Here is a 20,180-nt window from a genome sequence, read left to right as displayed (position 1 = left end):
CTGAACGGGAGGGGCGGTATGGCGCTCGAAGACGCGAAAACCCAGATTGATCTGGCCTTTACCGGTTCCGGCCGGGGGCTGGCCTATGAGAATGCCTTTGGCGGTGCGCTGTCGGCCTTTCGTCGACGCTATACCAAGGATCTTGCGGGTGTCGATCTGGCGATCACCGGCGTGCCCTTCGATCAGGCGGTGACCAACAGGCCGGGCACGCGGTTGGGGCCGCGGGCGATCCGCGAGGCCTCCGCGCTTCAGCCCTTCGATGCACCCTATGGCTGGGGGTATTCGCCCTTGGACGAGCTCAATGTGGTGGATTACGGCGATCTGGCCTTCGATTACGCCATGGTGTCGGAGTTTCCGGAGCGCTTGACGGATCACATCCGGGGGATTCTGGCGGCGGGCGCGGGGAGCCTCGTGCTGGGCGGCGATCACTATATCAGCTACCCGATTCTCAAGGCCCATGCGGAAAAGTTCGGGCCCCTGAGCCTCATCCATTTCGATGCGCATTCCGACACATGGCAGGACGATGACCTGACGCGGATCGACCATGGCACGATGTTCTACAAGGCGGTGAAAACCGGTGTGATCGATCCGAAAACCTCGGTCCAGATCGGGATTCGCACCGACAACCCGGACACTTTGGGCGTCAATATCATCGACGCGCGGACGGTGCATGAACGCGGTGCCGCGTGGGTGGCAAGTGAGGTGAAAAAGATCGTCGGCGATCGGAACTGTTATCTGACCTTCGACATCGACTGTTTGGACCCGGCCTTTGCGCCCGGCACCGGCACGCCCGTCTGGGGCGGCTTGGCCAGTTGGCAGGCGGCGGCGATCCTGCGCGATCTGGCGGGGGTGAACCTCACCGGCGGCGACGTGGTCGAGGTTTCGCCGCCCTATGACACGACGGGGGCGACGGCGGTGGCGGGCGCGCATGTGGCGATGGAGATCATCGCGCTCTATGGCTGGACGCGACGGACGGGATGAAGATGCTGTTCTGGGGGGCGATCATCGGATTTGTGGTGCTTCAGGCGGTCATTCGCCTTGCCCCGACCGATTCCGCCCGCTGGCATGTCGATCCCTTTGCCGCCGCCGACCCTGCGCCGGGCGGCGTGAAACGACTGGTGTCCGTGCCTTTGACGCCGGAGGAGGCGCTCACCCGTCTGGCGGCGATTGCCGAAACCGAGATGCGCACGCGCCGCGTCGCCGGGTCGGTCGAGGAGGGGCGGCTGACCTATCGGACCCGCACGGCGTTCTGGGGCTTCCCGGATTTCACCACGATTTCCGCACGCAGTTCCGAGGGCGGCTCCGAGGCGGTGGTTCTGGCGCGGCTGCGCTTCGGCAAGTCCGATTTCGGCGTCAACGGGCGGCGGGCGGAGGCGTGGATCAAGGCGGCCGGGTTTTAGCGCGGCTTGACCCGGACCGTGTTTCATCGCAACAGATCGCCTCATGATACCTCAAGACCGCCTCCAGCAGATTCTGCAACGTTTCGAATTCCTTGAAGCCTCGATGGCGCAGGGCACGGGCGATATTGTCGCCTTGGGCCGCGAATATGCCGGGCTGCGCCCTGTGGTCGAACAGATCCGCGCTTATCAACGCCTTGCGGACGATATTGACGAGGCCGAGGCGATGTTGTCGGACCCGGAGATGCGCGCGCTCGCGGAAGAGGAATTGCCGGGGCTGAAGGCGCGGCTGCCGGAGGCGGAAGAGGCGCTCCAGATCGCGCTTTTGCCCAAGGATGCGGCGGATACCGGCTCGGCCATTCTCGAAATCCGGCCCGGCACGGGGGGCGACGAGGCGTCGTTGTTCGCGGGCGACCTGCTTAGAATGTATCAGCGCTATGCCGAGGCGAAGGGCTGGCGGTTCGACATCATCGAGCTGGCGGAGACCGAGCTTGGCGGCATCAAGGAGGTGATCGCCAATGTCGAGGGCGAGGGCGTTTTCGCGCGGATGAAGTTCGAGAGCGGCGTGCACCGGGTGCAGCGCGTGCCGGAAACGGAATCGGGCGGACGGATTCATACCTCTGCGGCCACCGTGGCGGTGCTGCCGGAGGCGCAGGAGGTGGATATCGAGATCAACCCGAATGACATCCGCATCGACACGATGCGCTCGTCGGGTGCGGGCGGGCAGCACGTCAATACCACGGATTCGGCGGTTCGGATCACCCATATTCCGAGCGGAATCGTCGTAACCTCGTCGGAGAAATCCCAGCACCGCAACCGCGAGATCGCGATGACCGTGCTGCGCGCGCGGCTTTATGACGCGGAGCGCCAAAAACTCCATGCCGAACGCTCGGCGGATCGCAAATCGCAGGTCGGGTCCGGGGATCGCTCGGAACGCATCCGCACCTATAATTTTCCGCAGGGCCGGATGACGGATCACCGCATCAACCTGACGCTTTACAAGCTCGATCAGGTGATGGGCGGCGATCTCGATGAGGTGATCGATGCGCTGATTGCGGATCATCAGGCGGCCCTTCTGGCGGAGATGGCGGGATGACGGTTCAGTCCACGGTGCAGACGGCGCTGATCAAAGGCACCAAACGTCTGGCCGAGGCCGGGATCGAGGGCGGGGCGCGCGATGCCCGGCTTTTGATGGCGCATGTGCTGGGGCTCGTGCCCTCGCGGCTCACACTCGTGATGCCGGATGCGATTTCAGAGGCGCACGAGGCGGCGTTTGCGGTGGCGATTGACCGGCGGGTGAACCGCGAACCCGTGTCGCATATTCTGGGGCATCGGGAATTCTACGGGCGGTCTTTCAAGGTCAGCGCCGATGTGCTCGACCCGCGGCCCGAGACCGAGATCCTGATCGCCGAGGCCCTCGCGCGGCCGTTCAATTCGGTGCTCGATCTTGGCACAGGGTCGGGTGCTATCCTTTTGACATTGCTCGCGGAACAGATTTTGGCCAAGGGGCTTGGAAGCGATCTGTCCGAGGCTGCTCTAAGCGTCGCGCGGGAGAATGCCGAAGGCTTGGGCCTCACGGGGCGGGCGCGGTTTCAGCAGGCCGACTGGTGGGACGGGATCGACGGTGAGTTCGAGCTGATCGTGTCGAACCCGCCCTATATTGCGCTCTCGGAAATGCCGTCGCTCGCGCCCGAACTGGCGCATGAGCCGCGCATGGCGCTGACCGATGAGGCGGACGGGCTCACGGCTTATCGGGCGATTGCCAAGGGCGCGCGGGCGCATCTGGCGCCGCGCGGGCGGCTGATCGTCGAGATCGGTCCGACCCAGGGCGCGGCCGTGTCGGAGCTGTTTCTGGCCCAAGGGCTCAAGGGCGTGCGGGTGATTGCCGATCTCGACGGGCGCGACCGGGTGGTGCGGGCGCAGGCGCCGAACCCGCATCCGCGCAATGCGGGCAAATAAGGCAAAGCACGTTTTTTCCACCCTGTCAGCGAATTGGTAACGGTTTTGTACCAGTCTCGGGGCAAGTCCTGTGGTTTCCCGGCGTTTTTCCGACGAAATGCCGTATAAAGGTACCAGAATCATGTAAAAATCGCTTGTCATACCCGACAGGACAGGGTTACAGAGGGGATGCGCCGGACGGGAGTTTGCTCCCCGACGCTCTTACCCTGCACAGCTTTGATGTTGAGGGCTCTCGAGAGAACGAGAGCGCATTGGGACAGACAAGCCAGCTTCAAAAGCCGGTCCGAGAATCCGGCACACAGGCTCGATTAACGAGATATAGGCTCGAAAGAACACCGTATGAGATCCTCGAAAAACCGTTCGCGGTCCAAGAACAACCGCAACCGTTCCGTTGGCAATATCGTCAACCGTGTCTTCGACAGCTCCGGCCCCGAGGGCAAGGTGCGCGGCACGCCGCAACAGATCATCGAGAAATACAACCAGCTTGCCCGCGACGCGCAGCTTGCCAACGACCGGGTGGCGGCCGAGAACTTCCAGCAGCACGCGGAACATTACCTGCGGATGCTGGGCGAGGCGCAGAAAGAGCTGGACGCGCAACGCGAACAGCAGGAGCGCGAGCAACAGGAACGCCGCGACCGTCAGGAAGCCGAGCGTGCCGAACGTCAGCGCCGTCGCGACGAGCAACAGACCGAACAACAGGCTCAGCCGGTGGCGGGCGAGGGCGATCAGCCCGATCTGGTCTTTGTCGAGGGCGATGGGAGCGAGGCGGGCGGTGAGAGCTCTGAGACCGGTCTCGTAGAGACGCCCGAGGATCAGCCGAAGCCGAAACGCCCGCGTGCGCCGCGCAAACCGCGCAAGACCAAGGCGGAGAAGGAGGCGGAAGCCGCCGCCGCAGAGGCCCCCGCGCAGGAGGCACAGCCGGACCGGGACAGTGCGCCGCAAAGCGCGCCGGACACCACAGAGGCCGCGGAATAAGCCCGCCCAAAGTATTGGAATGCTAAAAACTCCGCCATTGAGCGGGGTTTTTTCATGTCTGGACGGGCTGGCTCAGGGCGCTGAGGGTTGTGGCGTCTCGGTCTGCGGGTGCGGGTCGATCAGGGAGTCGATCAGGGCGGACATCATCTCGGCGCGGTTGCGGGTGCCGGATTTGCGGTAGATCGCGTTGAGATGCGCTTTGATCGTGCCTTCCTTGTTGCCACGCAATTCGGCGATTTCGGTGATGGAAAAGCCTTTGACGAGAAAGCTCGCGACATCGCGCTCGGACGGCGACAGGCCCCAGAGATCGAAATGGCTTTCGATCACGTCGAAGACGGCGCGGGAGGCGTCCTTGAGGCTGCGTTCGAGCCGGGCCTTGCGCTGCATCAGATCGCGGATCAGGCGCAGTTCGAACAGGATGGCGATCACCAGCGTGCCGGTGGCGATGGCTTCGATCATGAGGTGCAGGGTCGGTTGGCCGCCGACCTCTCGGAGATCGGCGAGCACATCGGCGAGGAAGAACACGGCGCAGACGCTCTGGACCACGATCAGGACGATGATCAGGGCGGGAGAGGCGCTAAGGATGTGACGTCGTGTCGGGGTCTTTGTCATGCCCCTTTATAGCCCGCCGTCCTGAGGGGGGGAAGGGAGCGGACAAAGCGGCGGGGCTGAAACGCGGGATGAATTGGAGAAAGCGCCGGGGCTCGGGAGGCCCCGGCGCCAGGGGGGCATCGGACGTCCTGGGTGTGACGATATTGAAATCGCCCGTGCCTGAGAGCGTTGCGATGCCGCCTTTCCGGGAAGATCGGTTTGGCGGGACGTCGGGGCGCTGAGACTTATACCAAGATCAGAAGCGCGCAGGACCGTGCCATCGCCCCAGAAAAGACGATGCGGGGAGGTTTGGCGATTGAACTGGAGTTGGAGTGGCGGCGCTACAACTCGGGTTTAGGGGGCTGTCAGGCCTCGATCCCGAAACTTTCGGTCAGCTCGGCGCGATGCACGAGGTGGATCTTGTTGCCGAACGGGTCGCGCAGATAGGCACCGTAGTAATCGGGGGCATAGTGGGGACGCAGGCCGGGCGCGCCCTCGTCTGTGCCGCCATGGGCGAGGCCCGCGGCATAGGCGCGGTCGACGGCGGCGCGCGTTGGAGCAACAAAGGCCAGCATGGTGCCGTTCCCGGCGCTGGCGGGGGCTTTGTTGTAGGTCTGGGAGACGTAAAAGCGCGGATAGGGCGCCTCGGGCCGCACCCAACAGCGCGCGTCCGGGCCGCCATCCGGTTCGAACGGGCGTTGCGAGAGGCCGATTTCCCCCAGAACCGCGTCGTAAAACGTGGCGGCCAGATCGAGATCGTCGGCGCCGAGGGTGACATGGGAGAACACCGCCTAGGCCTTGGCCATTTCGCGGGCGAGCGCGCACCAGCCTTCGATCGGCACCTGTTCGGCGCGGTCTGTGGGCTTGATCCCGGCGGCGGTCAGGCGGTCTTCGATGTCGGGCGTGAGGCCCTTCAGCGAGGCGCGGAGCATCTTGCGGCGCTGGTTGAAACCCGCGGCGACGATGCGCTCAAGGAGTTTCGGATCGGCCTCGAACCGCGGCGCGGGCAGGGCTTCGAAATGCACCACGGCGGAATGGATTTTCGGCGGCGGGCTAAAGGCTTCCGGCGGCAGTTCCATGACGATGCGGGGTCGGGTGCGCCATTGCGACAGGATCGCGAGACGACCGTATTTCTTCGATCCCGGCTCGGCGACGATGCGCTCGGCCACTTCGCGCTGAAACATCAGCGTCAGCGAGGCCCAATAGGGCGGCCAGGACGGGGGCGTCAACCAGCGCACCAACAATTCCGTGCCGACGTTATACGGCAGGTTGGCGACGATGCGCACCGGGGCGGTCAGGCGTTCGAGCGGGTCGATTTCAAGCGCATCGGCGTTGATCACCTCGAGCCGACCGGGATAGGCGGCGGAAATTTCGGCGAGCGGTGCCATGGCGCGGCTGTCTTTTTCGACGGCGAGAACCTTGCGCGCACCCTCGGCCAGAAGGCCACGGGTCAGACCGCCGGGGCCGGGGCCGACCTCCAAGACGTCGCATTGCGTCAGATCGCCCGCCTGACGGGCGATTTTCGAGGTCAGGTTCAGGTCCAGCAGAAAGTTCTGGCCCAGCGATTTCTTCGCCACAAGCTCGTGGGTCGCGATGACCTCGCGGAGCGGCGGCAGCCCGTCGACAGTGGCCATCAGCGTGCTTTCCGGGCGGTGATCGCCATATCCTGCGCCATCTTGAGCGCGGCGATGAGGCTCGACGGATCGGCCACGCCCTTGCCCGCGATGTCGAAGGCGGTGCCGTGATCGGGCGAGGTGCGAATGAAGGGCAGGCCGAGGGTGACGTTGACGCCGCCGGAAAAGTCGATGGTCTTGATCGGGATCAGCGCCTGATCGTGATAGGCACAGAGCGCCACGTCATAGCCCGCGCGCGCCCGGCCATGGAACATGGTGTCGGGCGGCATCGGGCCCTTGAGATCGAAACCCTGCGTCTTGAGCCGGTCGATGAGCGGGATCATCCAGTCGATCTCTTCGCTGCCCATCGCGCCGCCTTCGCCCGCATGTGGATTGAGCCCCGCGATGGCGATCCGCGGCGTGGTATAGCCCCAAAAGCGCTCCATATCGGCGGCGGTGATGCGGATAGTGTCTTCGAGAAGCTCGGGCGTGAACTGCTCGGCCACGTCTTTGAGCGCGATGTGGATGGTGACGGGGACGACGCGCAGCTCGGTGCAGGCGAGCATCATCACCACGCGCTCGACGCCGCCGAGATGGGCGAGGAATTCGGTGTGGCCGGGAAAGGCATAGCCCGCGCCGTCCTTCAGGACTTTCTTGTGGATCGGTGCGGTGCAAAGTGCGGAGGCCTCGCCCGATTGCACGAGCGCTGTGGCGCGGCGGATCACCTCGATCACGCCGTGGGCGTTCGAGAGATCGGGGTGGCCGGGGCGGACCTCGGCGGGGAAGTCGTGGTGCAGCACGGGCAAAGCGCCGGGGGCGATGTCGAGCGCCTGCGCGGGGCTGTCGATCTCTTCGAACAGCGCATCCTTGGGCAGGTGGCGCGGATCGCCGATCCAGAAGAACGGCACGGCCCCGCCCAGAAGCTTGGCGGCCTTGACCGCAAGCTCGGGGCCGACCCCGGCGGGTTCGCCACAGCTCAGGGCGATGGGGGCGAGATCGGAGGGGCGCAGATCGCTCTGGCTCATGGGATCACGATCGTGGCGTCGGCGCGCATTTCGGCGAGGAAACTGTCGGCCAGCGCGCCGATGCGTTGCGATTGCAGCTGGGCGCGCACGGCGTCGCGGTCGGCATTGGCCAGAGCCTCATAATTGCGACCGCACATCATCAGGAAAACAAGCGTCTGGCCATCGGCACGGGTCAGCGCGGTGGAGACCTCGCCGGGATCGAGTTTGGCAAGCTCGAAGGCCACATCGTTGGGGATCTGGCTCACCGGCAGCGTGTCGATCTGGAGCACGCTTTCCGGTTCGCCCTTGGCGATGCCATAGAGGTCGTCGCAGGTGTCGACATTGGCCTTCACCTCGGCGGCGCGTTTCAGCGCGGCTTCCGAGCGTCCGCCCGCGATGTAATAGGCGGCATATTTGATGGCGTTGGCATTGGGCGTCGGGGTGTCGATCTCGGCGACGGACCGCAGCTGGAACAGACCGATGGCGTTGCCGGTGGACAGGGGCGCGCTGATCCCGCCGGGTTTGAGGCCCATGACGGCGGCACGCAGGGCAGGCGGCAGATCGCCGACCGAGGCCCATTCCATCCGCCCGGCTTTCTCGCGCGAGGGGGCGACGGAGTATTTCTCGGCGGCGGCGGCAAAGGCCGGGATCGTGGGGTTGGCCGCGATCTGTTTGGCGAGCGCATCCGATTGCGCGGCCTCTTCAGGGGTGCGCGCGGGCAGGAAAAGCTCGGACAGAGCCACACGCAGCCCGCCGGAGGGGCCGTTCGATTGCAGCGCCTTGTCGATCTCCGCTTCTGAGATCTGGGCTTTCGAGGAGAACCGGGCGCGGGCGTATTCACGCCAGATGATGCCCGAGGACACGAAATCGCGCACGGTCTGGGCCGAAACGCCGTTTTGCGCCATCAGCGACAGGAACTGTTCGGGTTGCAACTTGCCGCGGGCGGCGAATTCGGCGATTGCGGAGGCGACCTGTTCGTCGGTGAGTTTGAAATTCACGCGATCGGCGACCTGTTGTTTGAGGCGCTCTTCGATCAGGGCGTCGAGCACGTCCTTGCGGCTTTGCGCGCCGCCGAGAACGGAGAGCATCTGCATGCGCTGCTCAAGTTCGTAGCCGGTCACCACCTTGTCGTTGACATAGGCGGCGGGGGCGAAAAGATTCTGGGCCGTGGCCAGTCCGGGGGTCAGCCCGGGCACAGCCAGCGCCAGAGCGAAAAGCCCGCCGCGGATTGTGCCGGTCGGCAAGGGTTTGCGCAGAGAGGTTTTCACCGCCTCCAGAAGATCAGCCCCGAATTTGCGTGTCATGCTCACTCCCATGCCCACTTGTTGCCCCGGTTTCGGAGCTTTCGTCCAGATGTCGGTTTCTTTTAAGAGGTTTCGCGGTCTGGGCCAAGCGGATTGCTCGTCTGGGCGCCGTGCGGGACGGGGAATATCCCGATTGTGAACGCAGCGAGGCGGCGCGACGGGCGATGACGGGCTTGGGGCGCGTCTCAGAAGGCGCAGGAACCGGTCTTTTGCGTGGCCGATCCGAAGGCGCCGAAGCCGACGGAAAACGCCACGCGGGTGGTCGGATCGAGGGAATCGGTATTCCAGTAGCGGCGCGACAATTCGAGCTTGAGCCGGGTGCATTCGTTTTGAAATTGCAGGCCAAGCCCGGCGCGGGTGGCTTCGTCCTCGTTGAAATCGTAGAGATATTGCGCCGTGGCGCTCCAGTTCTGCGCCAGTTTCACCGAGCCGTCGAAGCCGAATTCGTTGAGATCGGTGTCACGGTCCTCCGCAGCATCGGCGATGACATAGGCATAGGAGGAGCCGATGGCATAGCGCGGGCGGCTGAGATCGAGACGGGTTTCCCACTTGGTGATTTCCGCGTCTTCGGTGAAGAGCGCGCGGGTATTGGCGGCAAAGCCGTTCTGGAAGCGCAGCCCGGCACCGATGAGCCAGTCGGAGCTTTGCCCGGAGAGGCCGGAGGCGACGGAATAGGCGTCGTGATCTTCGAGGCTGAGGACCCGACCGAGCGTGAGGCCATAGTCGGAGGTCTCGCCGTAATGCGAAAACCGCAGCCCGGCGGCGGCGGTCAGGCCGGTGTCGCGCCGGTCGGCGCCGGGAAAGCGCGCGAGGGTCAGCAGATTGCCCTCGTCAAACTCGACGAAACGCGAATCCGTGTTGGGCACATCGCCGCCGGTGCTGTCGGACCAGCCAAGCTGCAACAGCGGTTCCAGAAGCTCGGACGCGCCGGAGGCGGTGGTACGGGTGAGCGGCCAGCTCAGGCGGGTTTCGGCACTGCCGGTGAGGCGGGTGACGTGGTTTTCGTAGGTGGAATATTGCTGTTGCAGGTAGCCGTCGACATAGAGGGCGGCGGCGTTTTCGAGTTTCAGGCCGGGGCCGAAGACGGTCGAGCCGCTCCAGCGCCCTTCGGCCCCAAGACGCAGCACGTCATAGCCGTCGATGTCGTCTTCGGAATCGCGGTACGAGGTCGAGGCGGTGATCCCGAAGCTCAGTTGACCCGGCAGACGGGCCGGATCGTAGAGATGTTCGTAGCTGAACTCGCCCAGAAGGAAGGGCAGCGTGTCCTCGATCGCCACATCGGAATCGCGCAGGCTGCGGGAATAGACGAATTGCCCGTCGATGGCCTCGTCTTCGCGGTAGCGGCTCAGCGTGACTTTCGAGGGCAGGTAATCTTCGTCGTAATAGCCGTAATCGAGCAGATAGGCGATGTCGGAGGTGGCGCGCAGATCGAAGCCGAGCTTCATGCCATTGTCGAGCCGCCAGTTGCCCTCGGCGAAGAGATAGGCCCGCAGCCCGTCGCGGGTGTCGTCGGAGCTGACCGCGCCGTTCAGTTCGAGATCGCCATGCACGAAGGCCTGACGATAGCGCAGGTTGAGCGTCGTGGTGTGGCTTGCCAGATAGGGCGCGACGGTGAGGTCGCGGTGATCGCCCAAGGTGATGAAATAGGGGATCTCGATGCCGGTGCCGAGGGTGGAATCGGTGCGGATCTCCGGGATGAGAAAGCCGTTGGCGCGTTTCACGGTCGGGTCGGGCACCCGCAGATGCGGCAGCCAGAACACCGGAATGTCGACGATGCGGAAATGCGCGTCGGTGAAATAGAGCTGATGGGTTTCGTTGTCGTGGATCACTTCGCTGGCGCGAATTTCCCAGAGCGGCACCGGACGCACGGCGCAGACCTCACAGGTCGAGGCGACGGTTTTCTCGAGCCTCGTATAGCGGCCTTCGACCACGTCGAGCCGGGCGGCGGCCAGTTGCATCTGGCGGTCGATCACCATGCGCGCCGACAGCAGAAGGCCGTTTTTCAACTCGGTGTCGATCTCGGCTGCGGAGGCGAGAATCTCGGTCGCGCCATCGGCTTCGGTGAGACGGATCGGACCTTCGATCGAGAGCGCACCGGTCTTCTGATCGAAGGTGATGCGCGTGGCGGTGAGCCGCGTGTCGCCGCGCAACACTTCGACCGCGCCGGAGGCGATCAACAGCGTGCCGTCGAAGCTGACGCTGTCGGCCATCAGCGCGGTGGAGGGCTCGGATGCTGTCTGGGTCATCGCGGGCAGCGCGGCCATGGACAGGGCAGCGCTCAGGGCGAGGGCCGTGAGCGGGGCGCGCAGGGGCTGCGCACGACGGGAAAGGGGGGCCTTCGGTGCGGCGGTCATGTCCTTATCCATCCTCCAAATGCAGCAGAAGGGCAAGAGAGGCGAGGATGACCGCGAGCGGCGGCGCCCAGGCGGCCAAAGAGATCGGCAGCAATCCGTTCTGTCCCATGACGATGGCGAAGGAGCGCAGGAAATAGAAGCCGAAGGCCAGAAGCACGGCGGTGATCACCCGCGAGGAGGTGTTGCCGAGACGGGTATGGCGCATGGTGAAGCCCGCAGCGATCAGCACCATGGCGATAAAGGAGAACGGCAGGGCCAGCTCGCTTTGCAGCCACATGCGGTAAGAACGGGCGGAGAAACCGGCCACTTCGAGCTTGTCGATGTAGCTGGTGAGTTCCCAGAATGGCACGGCCTCGGGCGCACCGAAGCGGTCGCGGATTTCATCGGGGGTGAGCGAGGTGGTCAGGGTGAGCGTGTCGTGCACGGTGGCGGCGGCCTCGGGGTTGGCGGCGCCGGTCAGCGGCCAACGCTTGGCCCCGGTGAGATGCCACTGGCCGTCCTCGATCTGGGCGCTCTGCGCTTCGATCCGGTAGAGCGGTGTGCCGTCGGGGGCGAAGCCGATGAAGCTCACCTCCTGCAATTGCGAGCCGTCGAGATTGGAGCGCCCGGCGCGGATCACCATCTGGCCGCTGGGCGTGCCTTCGCGCAGCCACAGCCCCTCGTCGGAGACCGAAAACACCTGGGCTTCGCCCTGGCTGAACAGGGTTTTCTGGCGCTCGTAGCTGCGTTCGGTGGTGGCGGCAATCGGGTTGAAGACGGCGACGCTGAGCGCACCGAACAGGAAGGCGACGGCAACCGGCGGCACCAGAGAGCGCAGGGCGGAGCGCCCGGCGGCGCGGGCGACGACCAGTTCGGAGGAGCGCGCAAGACCGAGAAACAGCACCAGCGTGGCGATCATCACGATGATCGGCAGGATGTCGTAGAGCGTGCGCGGTACGCGCAGGAGCGCCATGTGCAGAACGGCGGCGCTGCCGACCCCGAGATCGGCGAGATCGCGGAGCTGGTCGAGGCTTTCGACCATGAGGATGAGCCCGGCGAACATCGCGAGGACAATCAAGAGGGCGCGCAGGAAACGGCGGGCGAAATAGAGATCGAGCCTCATGACGTGTCTCCCTCGCGGTCCGGGGTGTCGTCCTTGCGGCGGCGCAGACGCGGATGGGCGGCTTTCCACATCAGCCCGAGCGCCATGGCGACGGCCAGAACGGAGGCGAGATAGCGCAGCGGCCAGAGGCTTGGGGTGTCGTCGATCATGCCGCCAAAGCTGTTGTCGAGGGTTTTCACCACGACCAGAAGCAGGATCGCGAGAAGGATCTGGCGCCAGAGGCCGAAGCGCGAAAATCCGCCGATCAGCAGCGCGCCGAAGCCGACGAGACAGATGACGAGGCCCTGGACGGCCTTGTTGGTGCGCTGGGTCACCTCGGCGAACATCTCTTGCGGCGTGCGGCCGATCTCTTCCTGAAGCGCCGGGCTGGCCTGCAAGAGCGTGAGGCTGTCGGTGGAGCGCAGGGTGCGCGGCCGGGTCCGGGTTTCGCCGAGCAGACCCGAGAGGCTGTAGGAGAAACTGTCGAAACGGGTGACGGAGAGGCGCTGTGCGGCAAGTTCATAGGTCTGGCTCATGCCGTCGAACATCAGGAGCATCGGGCCGCTGTCGTCTTTGACGATCAGGGCGCGCGAGGCCATGAAGCTCTGGCGCTGGCTCTTTTCGCGGCTGTTCGAGAGGTAGACGTCCTCAAGCTCGCCCGCGGCCGAGATGTTGCGCACGTAGAAGGTGATGCCGCGCACCGGATGGACGAAGGAGCCTTCGGTCAGGAGCCGGGCGGTCACGTCGCTGGCGATTTCGGCGCGGCGCAGGTCCAGTTCGCGCTGCGACAGGGGCACAAGCACATGGGCGAGGATGGCGACCATCAGCCCGACGATGAGGCCGAAGAACAGCACCGGGCGGGCAAGGCGATAGGGCGAATACCCGGCCGCCTGCACCACCACCAGTTCGGATTCCGAGGACAGGCGGTTGGTGACATAGACCACGGCGGCAAAGGCCGCGATCGGCAGGAGGTTCACGAGGATCGTCGGCAGGGACAGAAGCGTGAGTTGCAAAAACGTCGAGGCCGATTGCCCGTCGCCCATCAGCCAGTCCAAGAGGCTCACCGCCTTGTTCACCCAGAACACCAGCGCCAGCAAAAGCGAGAAGAATCCGAACAGCATCAGCAGTTGCTGAAGCATGTATTTGTCGAATCTTCCCAACCCACTGGTCCCGATACTGGTGTTTGCGTTCGGGCGGACTTTATCCGCAGCCTGCGCGGGGAGAAAGTAGAAACCCGTGCGCAAACCGATGCAATCGGCGCAAACTCGCACTGGTCAGTCGGGGGTATGGCCGCTACCTATGGGAAAACCCGAATTCAGCAAAGGAATTGCCATGACCGCGCTTGCCCAGATCACCGTGACCGAATTGGACCTCGACGCCATCGCCGCAGCCCCCGGACGGGTCTCTGTGATGGTGACGCCCGACGGCAAGATGAGCCCGGCGGCACGACGGATCAACCGGCTGACGAAGGGCGCTCTGGCGCGGTTGGTCGAAAGCCCGGCCTTCGAGAAGATGAAAGAGGGCGAGGCGAAGGATCTGGCCTATCCGGTCGGCATGGCCGCCTCTGCGGTTCAGGTTGTGAAACTTGCGCATCAGGCCTCGGTCGAACTTTGCCGCAAGGCGGGCGCGGCGATTGGGGCGGCGCTCGACAAAGAGGGCGCGCTGGTCCTGCCGGGCAGCCTCAAGCGCGTCGAAGAGCTTGCGCTCGGGATGATGCTCCGGAATTACAGCTTCACCGCGCATAAAACCCTGGACGAAGCGCCCGTTGCGCCCGCCGTGACGCTCGCGGTGGCGAAACCGGAGGCGGTCGATCTTTCGACGGTCACGGCGCTGGCCGAAGGCGTGTTCTTCACCCGCGATCTGGTGTCCGAGCCGTCGAACGTGCTGACCACGGTCGAATTCGCCTCCCGTCTGACCGAACTTGAAAGCCTTGGCATCAAGGTCGAGGTCTTCGAGGAGGATCGTCTGGCCGAGCTGGGCATGAACCTTTTGCTTTCCGTGGGCCAGGGCTCTGTGACGCCCACGAAAATGGTGGTGATGACATGGCAGGCGGGCGGCGACGAGGCTCCGTTGGCGCTTGTCGGCAAGGGGGTTGTCTTCGACACCGGCGGGATTTCTCTGAAACCGGCGGCGGGCATGGAAGACATGACCATGGACATGGGCGGCGCGGGCACGGTGTCGGGCGTGATGAAATCCCTGGCGCTGCGCAAGGCGCCCGCGAATGTCGTGGGGCTTGTGGGCCTTGTCGAGAATATGCCCGACGGGCAGGCGACGCGGCCGGGCGATGTGGTCAAATCCATGAAGGGCGACACGGTGGAGATCATCAACACCGATGCCGAAGGCCGCCTCGTTCTGGCCGATGTGCTCTGGTACGCACAACAGACCTTTGCGCCGAAAGCCATGGTCAACCTCGCGACGCTCACGGGCGCTTGTGTCGTGGCACTGGGGCATGAAAACGCCGGGGTGTTCTCCAACGATGATGCGTTCTGCGCCAGCTTCCTCAAAGCCGCCGAGGCGGAGGGCGAGGGCGCGTGGCGCCTGCCGATGGGACAGGGCTATGACGATCTCTTGAAATCCAACGTCGCCGATATGAAAAACGTCGGCACGCGTTGGGGCGGGGCGATTACGGCGGCGCAATTCCTCAAGCGGTTTGTCAAGGATGAGACGCCGTGGATTCACCTCGACATCGCGGGTGTGGCCTCGGTGGCCTCCGGGACGGCTTTGGCGCCGAAAGGCGCGACCGGCTGGGGCGTTCTGGCGCTCAACCGGATGATCGACGAGATGAACAAAGAGGGCTAACACCTTATGGGTGCTGTCTATTTCTATCACCTGACACAGGGGCCGCTGATCGACACGCTGGCCACGCTTGCGGAGAAATCTCTCTCTGCGGGCTGGCGGGTCGAGGTGCGCGGGCGCTCCGAGGAGATGCTGCGCGCGCTCGATCAGGCGCTCTGGCTGCGGGAGGGATTTCTGCCCCATGGCATGGCCGGGGGGCCGCATGACGCGGACCAACCGGTGCTGTTCACCACGGGCGCGGGGGACAACAAAGCGGCCTGCGTGATGAGCGTGGGCGGGGCGGATCTGAGTGCTGAGGAAATTGCAGTACTCGACCGCGCCTGTATCCTGTTCGACGGCTATGACGAGGCGGCGGTGCAACACGCGCGGGTGCAGTGGAAAACCCTGACGGGGGCCGGGGCCGAGGCGCAATATTGGTCCGAGGAAAGCGGCCGCTGGGAAAAGAAGGCGGAGAGCAAGAAGGGCTGACTGCGGCTTCTTTTGTCTAAAAATATCCTGGGGGTGAGAGGCGGCTTGGAAACGATCCGGGGGAGCGTTTCAGCCTCGAACGGGCGGAGCCCGGGTGAGGGGCAAAGCCCCTAACTTCACCGCGTCAAAATCAGCTTGTTCTGTTTGATCTCGATGCTTTCATAGCGTTGCAGGTAATCCATGCCAAGAAGCGAGCCGAACAGCTCGCCATCGGTGACATAGGCCCGCACGCGGCTGTCGGTGATGCCTTCGATCTCCAGCGTGTCGATCTTGACCGCCGCCGTGCGCACCGAGCCGTTGGCGGTCTGGGCGTGGCCGGTGAAGGCGAGGTTGTCGATGTCGATGCCCGCGCGCTCGGCATCCTCTTTCGAGAGCACGACGTTGGACGCGCCGGTGTCGACAAGGAATTCCACGGGCGCGCCGTTCACCTCGGCCATGACGGAGAAATGCCCGGAATGGTCGCGATCCACGGTGACGATGCCGTCGCCCATGCTCATCTGCGCGGGGGCAAGGCGGGGGCGGACGTCCTGCCACAATCCGACGGCGGCCAGCGCGCCGATGAAGATCAGCGCCCAGAGCACGGCATGGCGCACCATCTGGCCCATGCGTTTGCGGTTGGCGATGACGTAATAGAACCCGACCGCTCCGAGGAGCAGCGAGAGATAGAGAATGCGGGCGGTGTCCATCTGATCCATAGGACATAGATAGGGGCGCGGGCGGGGTTTGTCAGTGGGACATTCTGTTCCTGACGAAAACGTCAAAGGGACGATCAGCCGATGAAGAAGATCGCCTTGATCCCGTCCACGACGAATTGCACCGACAAAGCCGCGAGCAGCATGCCCATGAGCCGGGTCACCACATTGATGCCGGTGGCGCCGAGGACGCGTTCCATGACGCCACTCAGAGCGAAGAACAGCAGGCAAACGGCCAATACCGCGATGAGCACGCCGAGCATGAACAGGACACCGGTGACGCCATCGGCCTGATCAATGAGAAGGATCATCGAGGTGATCGCGCCGGGACCGGCCAGCAGAGGCGTGGCGAGCGGGAAGACGGAGGGGTCTTCGACCGGCTGGTGCTCCGGGTGTTGGGCATGTTCCTCGCGGCGTTTCGTGCGTTTCTCGAACAGCATTTCAAGGGCGGTGAGGAACAGCAGAAGCCCGCCCGCAATGCGGAAGGCGGGCATGGAGATGCCGATGAAGGCAAGCACGTGATCGCCGAACAGGCCGAAAAGCGTCAGGATCGCAAAGGCGATCAGCACCGCGCGCAGGCCGACGGCGCGGCGATGCTGTGCCGTCGCTCCTTGGGTGAGCGCCACGAACAAGGGGGCAAGCCCGATCGGGTCGATGATGACGAAAAGCGTCATGAAGGCCGTGATCAGAACTTGCGGGTCCATGGCTCAGCTCTTGCCCCCGGCGGCTTCGAGTTTTTCGAGCGCGGCCATCCAAAGCGCCTCGGCGCGGTCCATGGCCTCCGAGACTTCGGCATATTTTTTCTGCCAGACGACGGCGGCCTGTTTGTCCTCGTAGAGATCGGGGTTGGCGAGCTTGACCTGAAGTTTCTCGCTCATATCGTTGAGCTTTTCGACCCGGTCCTCGCATTTGCGCACTTCGGAGCGCAGCGCCATCAGCTCTTCGCGGGTGGCTTTTTTGACCTTCGGCGCGGGTTTGGCCTTGGGTTCTTTCGGTTTCTCGTCGCCCTGAACGAGGAAGCGGCGGTAGGCCTCAAGGTCTTCCTCATAGGGGGTCACGCGGCCGTCTTTCACCAGCCAGAGCCGGTCGGCCACGAGCGAGAGAAGGTGCATGTCGTGCGACACGAGCACCACCGCACCGGTGTATTCGGTCAGCGCCTCGACCAGCGCCTCGCGGCTTTCGATGTCGAGGTGGTTGGTCGGTTCGTCGAGGATCAGAAGATGCGGCGCATCGAGTGTGGCCAAGAGCAAAGACAGGCGGGCTTTCTGACCGCCGGACAGTCGCCCGACCTCGGTCTCCGCCTGATCGGCACCAAGGCCGAAGCCCGCAAGGCGCGCGCGCAGTTTCGTGGGCTCAAGGTTCGGCAAAGCGCGGCGCAGGTGTTGAAGCGGGGTCTCGTCGAGATGCAGTTCGTCCACCTGATGTTGGGCGAAAAAGCCGACGCGGAGTTTCTTGTGCCGGGTGATGTCGCCGCCCATGGCAGGCAGGCGGTCGGACAAAAGTTTCGAGAGCGTCGATTTGCCCTCGCCATTGCGACCGAGCAAAGCGATGCGGTCGTCCTGGTCGATCCGAAGATCGAGCCGTTGCAGGATCGCCTTGCCGTCATAGCCCACGGACCCGCCCTCGATCCGCAGGATCGGCGGCGACAGCTCTTCGGGAGTCGGGAAGGAAAACACCATGCGCGCGGCGTCTTCCGGCGCTGTGATCGTCTCCATCTTCTCAAGCATCTTGACGCGGGACTGTGCCTGTTTCGCTTTCGAGGCTTTCGCCTTGAACCGGTCGACAAAGCTTTGCAGGTGGGCGCGATGCGCCTCTTGTTTCTTGGCGGCGGCGGCCTGTACCGCGCGTTGGGCGCTCCGGGTGCGGGCGAAATCGTCGTAACCGCCGGTGTAGAGCGTCAGTTTCTTGCCTTCGAGATGGAGGATCGCCCCCACGGCACGGTTCAACAGCGCGCGGTCGTGGGAGATCAGCAACACCGTGTGCGGGTATTTGGCGAGATAGGTCTCAAGCCAAAGCGCGCCTTCGAGGTCGAGATAGTTGGTCGGTTCGTCGAGCAAAAGAAAATCGGGCTGCGAAAACAGCACGCCTGCCAGAGCCACACGCATCCGCCAGCCGCCGGAAAACGCCGAACAGGGCATCGCGATTTCTTCGTCGTTGAACCCGAGCCCCTTGAGGATCGAGGAGGCGCGGCCCTCGGCGGACCATGCGTCGATGTCGGCGAGACGGGTCTGAATCTCCGCGATCCGGTGCGGGTCGGTGGCGGTCTCGGATTCGGCCATCAGGCTGGCGCGTTCCTTGTCCTCGGCCAGAACCGTGTCGAGAAGCGACACCTCATTTCCGGGCACCTCCTGCGCCACGCCGCCGATGCGGGCGCGGGACGGAATCTCGATGGACCCGCCCTCAAGGACGAGATCGCCCTTGATCAACCGGAACAACGTGGTTTTGCCCGCGCCGTTGCGGCCCACGATGCCGACCTTATGGCCGGTGGGAATGGTGACGGACGCCTCCTCGATGAGGGTGCGGCCTTCGACGGAATAGGTGATATCGCGGATCTTCAACATGAGCGCGGCTTAGCAGTGGGCTATTGACGCGTCCAGAGCCTGCGCGCTGTCTGCCATCAAAAGTAGGGTTTTATTTGCGAGAGCGACGTATTGACTATGAATTCCATGACAATCACCCCGTCGTCGCGTTCATGAGTGATGGTCTGTGTGAAAAGATACTGCTTATCTGCCCAGAAAACGTCGATTTTTTCCCGAAAACCTTCGCCTGACTCGCGCTCGATCAGGACGGCGTGGTTTTTGATTTTGCGCGGAAAAAGAGCCGAGAGTTGCTGTTGAACGATTGCCCGGTTCTGAGCGGTTACGCTTTGATCGCCTGACACCGTGACCAGGAGCTGATCAATTTTTAGAGTGCTTGTCAGATCCACGATGATTTTGTCGACTTCAGCGGTGCTCTCAAAGATCGGGTAATCTGCATTAAACTTTGACTGGGCGCTGCCCGTGAGAGGAAAGAGACTGAATACGGAAAAGAGTGCAGAAACAATCAGGAGGTGTAGTTTGCTCATTTCAAATGCCTTTTGACGAAATTCTCAATCCCTGCAACTGTGTCGCGTCGCCCAAAGAGTGTCAATCGCCGCTTTTCAAACCGCTTTGCCCGTGGTATCCGGCGCGCAATCTTCGGGCGCGGAGCTTTCTGCACCTGTTTTCACTGCAAATCGAGATCCAAGAGGCTTTCCCAATGGCGATCCAGCGTACCTTCTCCATCATCAAACCCGACGCCACCAAGCGCAACCTGACCGGCAAGATCGTTGCCAAGTTCGAAGAGGCAGGCCTGCGCGTCGTGGCTTCCAAGCGCATTCAGCTGACGCTGGCTCAGGCACAGGCTTTCTACGGTGTGCACAAAGACCGTCCGTTCTTCGGTGAGCTGTGCGAATACATGATCTCCGAGCCGGTTGTGGTTCAGGTTCTCGAAGGCGAGAACGCCATCGCGAAAAACCGCGAAGTCATGGGCGCCACCAACCCGGCGGACGCGGCCGAAGGCACCATCCGCAAAGAGTTCGCGCTCTCCGTTGGCGAAAACTCCGTGCACGGCTCCGACGCCCCGGAAACCGCTGCTGAAGAAATCGCCTTCTTCTTCTCCGGCATCGAGCTGGTTGGCTGAACCGAACCCGGTTCCGACATTTGAAAAGGCCGCTCTTCGGGGCGGCCTTTTTCATGTGGTATGAGCGCGTAAGCTCAGATCCGGCCCTCCTCGGGCGTGCGGGCGATGATCCAGACGGCGTGGACGATGCCGGGGATATAGCCCAGAAGCGTCAGAAGGATGTTGATCCAGAACTGTTTGCCGATGCCCACCTGCATGAAAACGCCCAGAGGCGGCAGGATGATGGCGGCGAGGATGCGGATGAGGTCCATGTGTCTCTCCTTATCTGTGCAGCTTGTGCTTTGGA

The 20,180-nt window shown here is 63.7% G+C and carries 21 protein-coding genes; 8 read left to right on the top strand and 13 right to left on the bottom strand.

Going from position 1 to position 20,180, the window contains the following annotated elements; translation table 11 throughout:
* Window positions 1–18 precede the first annotated feature (18 nt).
* From speB to V1471_RS05830, 5 genes are all read left to right on the top strand, one after another.
* Window positions 19–981, top strand: coding sequence for an agmatinase (speB, locus tag V1471_RS05850; RefSeq protein ID WP_434287414.1), 963 nt, complete (start codon window positions 19–21; stop codon window positions 979–981).
* Entirely contained in the window at window positions 978–1,400 is a 423-nt protein-coding gene (locus tag V1471_RS05845) for a DUF1499 domain-containing protein (RefSeq protein ID WP_434287413.1), read from the top strand. The genes speB and V1471_RS05845 overlap by 4 nt, the downstream gene beginning before the upstream one ends.
* Before the next feature lie 43 nt (window positions 1,401–1,443).
* Window positions 1,444–2,493 (top strand): peptide chain release factor 1, encoded by a 1,050-nt coding sequence (gene prfA, locus V1471_RS05840; RefSeq protein ID WP_434287412.1) that lies wholly within the window; start codon window positions 1,444–1,446, stop codon window positions 2,491–2,493.
* Window positions 2,490–3,356: a peptide chain release factor N(5)-glutamine methyltransferase gene (gene prmC / locus V1471_RS05835; protein ID WP_434287411.1), complete on the top strand. Its 867-nt coding sequence runs from the start codon at window positions 2,490–2,492 to the stop codon at window positions 3,354–3,356. The genes prfA and prmC overlap by 4 nt, the downstream gene beginning before the upstream one ends.
* 339 nt (window positions 3,357–3,695) lie before the next feature.
* Window positions 3,696–4,331 carry a DUF4167 domain-containing protein gene (locus tag V1471_RS05830; protein WP_434287410.1) on the top strand — a complete coding sequence of 212 codons (636 nt, stop codon included), beginning with the start codon at window positions 3,696–3,698 and terminating at the stop codon, window positions 4,329–4,331.
* A 72-nt stretch (window positions 4,332–4,403) separates the two neighbouring features.
* Here the strand turns inward: V1471_RS05830 and V1471_RS05825 are convergent, their stop codons facing one another.
* The 8 genes from V1471_RS05825 to V1471_RS05790 all read right to left on the bottom strand — a co-directional run bounded on the left by V1471_RS05825 (window position 4,404) and on the right by V1471_RS05790 (window position 13,417).
* On the bottom strand, window positions 4,404–4,943 hold the full coding sequence (locus V1471_RS05825) for a helix-turn-helix transcriptional regulator (RefSeq protein ID WP_434287409.1): 540 nt from the start codon (window positions 4,941–4,943) through the stop codon (window positions 4,404–4,406).
* Between the two features lie 344 nt (window positions 4,944–5,287).
* On the bottom strand, window positions 5,288–5,710 hold the full coding sequence (locus tag V1471_RS05820; protein WP_434287408.1) for a VOC family protein: 423 nt from the start codon (window positions 5,708–5,710) through the stop codon (window positions 5,288–5,290).
* A 3-nt stretch (window positions 5,711–5,713) separates the two neighbouring features.
* Complete coding sequence (rsmA, locus tag V1471_RS05815; RefSeq protein WP_434287407.1) at window positions 5,714–6,556, bottom strand: 16S rRNA (adenine(1518)-N(6)/adenine(1519)-N(6))-dimethyltransferase RsmA; 843 nt, start codon at window positions 6,554–6,556, stop codon at window positions 5,714–5,716.
* A complete protein-coding gene (gene pdxA / locus V1471_RS05810; RefSeq protein WP_434287406.1) occupies window positions 6,556–7,560 on the bottom strand; it encodes a 4-hydroxythreonine-4-phosphate dehydrogenase PdxA in 1,005 nt (334 codons plus the stop codon). The genes rsmA and pdxA overlap by 1 nt, the downstream gene beginning before the upstream one ends.
* Window positions 7,557–8,843: a SurA N-terminal domain-containing protein gene (locus V1471_RS05805; RefSeq protein ID WP_434287404.1), complete on the bottom strand. Its 1,287-nt coding sequence runs from the start codon at window positions 8,841–8,843 to the stop codon at window positions 7,557–7,559. The genes pdxA and V1471_RS05805 overlap by 4 nt, the downstream gene beginning before the upstream one ends.
* A gap of 185 nt (window positions 8,844–9,028) precedes the next feature.
* Entirely contained in the window at window positions 9,029–11,197 is a 2,169-nt protein-coding gene (locus tag V1471_RS05800) for an LPS-assembly protein LptD (RefSeq protein ID WP_434287403.1), read from the bottom strand.
* Between the two features lie 4 nt (window positions 11,198–11,201).
* Complete coding sequence (gene lptG / locus V1471_RS05795; RefSeq protein ID WP_434287402.1) at window positions 11,202–12,299, bottom strand: LPS export ABC transporter permease LptG; 1,098 nt, start codon at window positions 12,297–12,299, stop codon at window positions 11,202–11,204.
* Window positions 12,296–13,417: an LptF/LptG family permease gene (locus tag V1471_RS05790; protein WP_434287401.1), complete on the bottom strand. Its 1,122-nt coding sequence runs from the start codon at window positions 13,415–13,417 to the stop codon at window positions 12,296–12,298. Before V1471_RS05790 ends, lptG begins: the two co-directional genes overlap by 4 nt.
* A gap of 193 nt (window positions 13,418–13,610) precedes the next feature.
* Between V1471_RS05790 and V1471_RS05785 the strand changes: the two genes are divergently transcribed.
* Window positions 13,611–15,077, top strand: coding sequence for a leucyl aminopeptidase (locus tag V1471_RS05785; protein ID WP_434287400.1), 1,467 nt, complete (start codon window positions 13,611–13,613; stop codon window positions 15,075–15,077).
* 6 nt (window positions 15,078–15,083) lie between these two features.
* The gene (locus tag V1471_RS05780; RefSeq protein ID WP_434287399.1) at window positions 15,084–15,542 is read left to right on the top strand and encodes a DNA polymerase III subunit chi; all 459 of its coding nucleotides are present in this window, start codon (window positions 15,084–15,086) and stop codon (window positions 15,540–15,542) included.
* Between the two features lie 116 nt (window positions 15,543–15,658).
* On the opposite strand, the gene V1471_RS05775 is transcribed toward V1471_RS05780, so the two are convergent.
* The 4 genes from V1471_RS05775 to V1471_RS05760 form a co-directional block, all read right to left on the bottom strand.
* A complete protein-coding gene (locus tag V1471_RS05775) occupies window positions 15,659–16,228 on the bottom strand; it encodes a retropepsin-like aspartic protease family protein (protein ID WP_342352345.1) in 570 nt (189 codons plus the stop codon).
* A gap of 83 nt (window positions 16,229–16,311) precedes the next feature.
* Complete coding sequence (locus V1471_RS05770; protein WP_434287398.1) at window positions 16,312–16,938, bottom strand: MarC family protein; 627 nt, start codon at window positions 16,936–16,938, stop codon at window positions 16,312–16,314.
* Window positions 16,939–16,941: 3 nt separating this feature from the next.
* On the bottom strand, window positions 16,942–18,795 hold the full coding sequence (locus V1471_RS05765; RefSeq protein WP_434287397.1) for an ABC-F family ATP-binding cassette domain-containing protein: 1,854 nt from the start codon (window positions 18,793–18,795) through the stop codon (window positions 16,942–16,944).
* 56 nt (window positions 18,796–18,851) lie between these two features.
* A complete protein-coding gene (locus V1471_RS05760) occupies window positions 18,852–19,298 on the bottom strand; it encodes a hypothetical protein (protein ID WP_434287396.1) in 447 nt (148 codons plus the stop codon).
* 173 nt (window positions 19,299–19,471) lie between these two features.
* Between V1471_RS05760 and ndk the strand changes: the two genes are divergently transcribed.
* Window positions 19,472–19,894, top strand: coding sequence for a nucleoside-diphosphate kinase (ndk, locus tag V1471_RS05755; RefSeq protein WP_066701699.1), 423 nt, complete (start codon window positions 19,472–19,474; stop codon window positions 19,892–19,894).
* A gap of 74 nt (window positions 19,895–19,968) precedes the next feature.
* Here ndk and V1471_RS05750 read toward each other — a convergent pair whose 3' ends face one another.
* Window positions 19,969–20,145 carry a YqaE/Pmp3 family membrane protein gene (locus V1471_RS05750; RefSeq protein ID WP_081423722.1) on the bottom strand — a complete coding sequence of 59 codons (177 nt, stop codon included), beginning with the start codon at window positions 20,143–20,145 and terminating at the stop codon, window positions 19,969–19,971.
* Between the last annotated feature and the right edge of the window lie 35 nt (window positions 20,146–20,180).

It is taken from the genome of Celeribacter sp. SCSIO 80788, from assembly GCF_051054295.1.
In the GTDB taxonomy this organism is placed as follows: Bacteria; Pseudomonadota; Alphaproteobacteria; order Rhodobacterales; family Rhodobacteraceae; genus Celeribacter.
This window is presented reverse-complemented; position numbering and strand designations above follow the sequence as displayed.

Excerpts from the sequence above, each read along its gene's own strand:
- V1471_RS05800 (WP_434287403.1), bottom strand. The coding sequence starts at position 11,197 with ATGACCGCCGCACCGAAGGCCCCCCTTTCCCGTCGTGCGCAGCCCCTG.
- V1471_RS05785 (WP_434287400.1), top strand. The coding sequence starts at position 13,611 with ATGACCGCGCTTGCCCAGATCACCGTGACCGAATTGGACCTCGACGCC.
- V1471_RS05750 (WP_081423722.1), bottom strand. The coding sequence starts at position 20,145 with ATGGACCTCATCCGCATCCTCGCCGCCATCATCCTGCCGCCTCTGGGC.
- lptG (WP_434287402.1), bottom strand. The coding sequence starts at position 12,299 with ATGAGGCTCGATCTCTATTTCGCCCGCCGTTTCCTGCGCGCCCTCTTG.
- prfA (WP_434287412.1), top strand. The coding sequence starts at position 1,444 with ATGATACCTCAAGACCGCCTCCAGCAGATTCTGCAACGTTTCGAATTC.
- V1471_RS05790 (WP_434287401.1), bottom strand. The coding sequence starts at position 13,417 with ATGCTTCAGCAACTGCTGATGCTGTTCGGATTCTTCTCGCTTTTGCTG.
- ndk (WP_066701699.1), top strand. The coding sequence starts at position 19,472 with ATGGCGATCCAGCGTACCTTCTCCATCATCAAACCCGACGCCACCAAG.
- V1471_RS05760 (WP_434287396.1), bottom strand. The coding sequence starts at position 19,298 with ATGAGCAAACTACACCTCCTGATTGTTTCTGCACTCTTTTCCGTATTC.
- V1471_RS05825 (WP_434287409.1), bottom strand. The coding sequence starts at position 4,943 with ATGACAAAGACCCCGACACGACGTCACATCCTTAGCGCCTCTCCCGCC.
- V1471_RS05775 (WP_342352345.1), bottom strand. The coding sequence starts at position 16,228 with ATGGACACCGCCCGCATTCTCTATCTCTCGCTGCTCCTCGGAGCGGTC.
- speB (WP_434287414.1), top strand. The coding sequence starts at position 19 with ATGGCGCTCGAAGACGCGAAAACCCAGATTGATCTGGCCTTTACCGGT.
- V1471_RS05845 (WP_434287413.1), top strand. The coding sequence starts at position 978 with ATGAAGATGCTGTTCTGGGGGGCGATCATCGGATTTGTGGTGCTTCAG.
- V1471_RS05770 (WP_434287398.1), bottom strand. The coding sequence starts at position 16,938 with ATGGACCCGCAAGTTCTGATCACGGCCTTCATGACGCTTTTCGTCATC.
- pdxA (WP_434287406.1), bottom strand. The coding sequence starts at position 7,560 with ATGAGCCAGAGCGATCTGCGCCCCTCCGATCTCGCCCCCATCGCCCTG.
- V1471_RS05780 (WP_434287399.1), top strand. The coding sequence starts at position 15,084 with ATGGGTGCTGTCTATTTCTATCACCTGACACAGGGGCCGCTGATCGAC.
- V1471_RS05765 (WP_434287397.1), bottom strand. The coding sequence starts at position 18,795 with ATGTTGAAGATCCGCGATATCACCTATTCCGTCGAAGGCCGCACCCTC.
- V1471_RS05830 (WP_434287410.1), top strand. The coding sequence starts at position 3,696 with ATGAGATCCTCGAAAAACCGTTCGCGGTCCAAGAACAACCGCAACCGT.
- rsmA (WP_434287407.1), bottom strand. The coding sequence starts at position 6,556 with ATGGCCACTGTCGACGGGCTGCCGCCGCTCCGCGAGGTCATCGCGACC.
- prmC (WP_434287411.1), top strand. The coding sequence starts at position 2,490 with ATGACGGTTCAGTCCACGGTGCAGACGGCGCTGATCAAAGGCACCAAA.
- V1471_RS05805 (WP_434287404.1), bottom strand. The coding sequence starts at position 8,843 with ATGACACGCAAATTCGGGGCTGATCTTCTGGAGGCGGTGAAAACCTCT.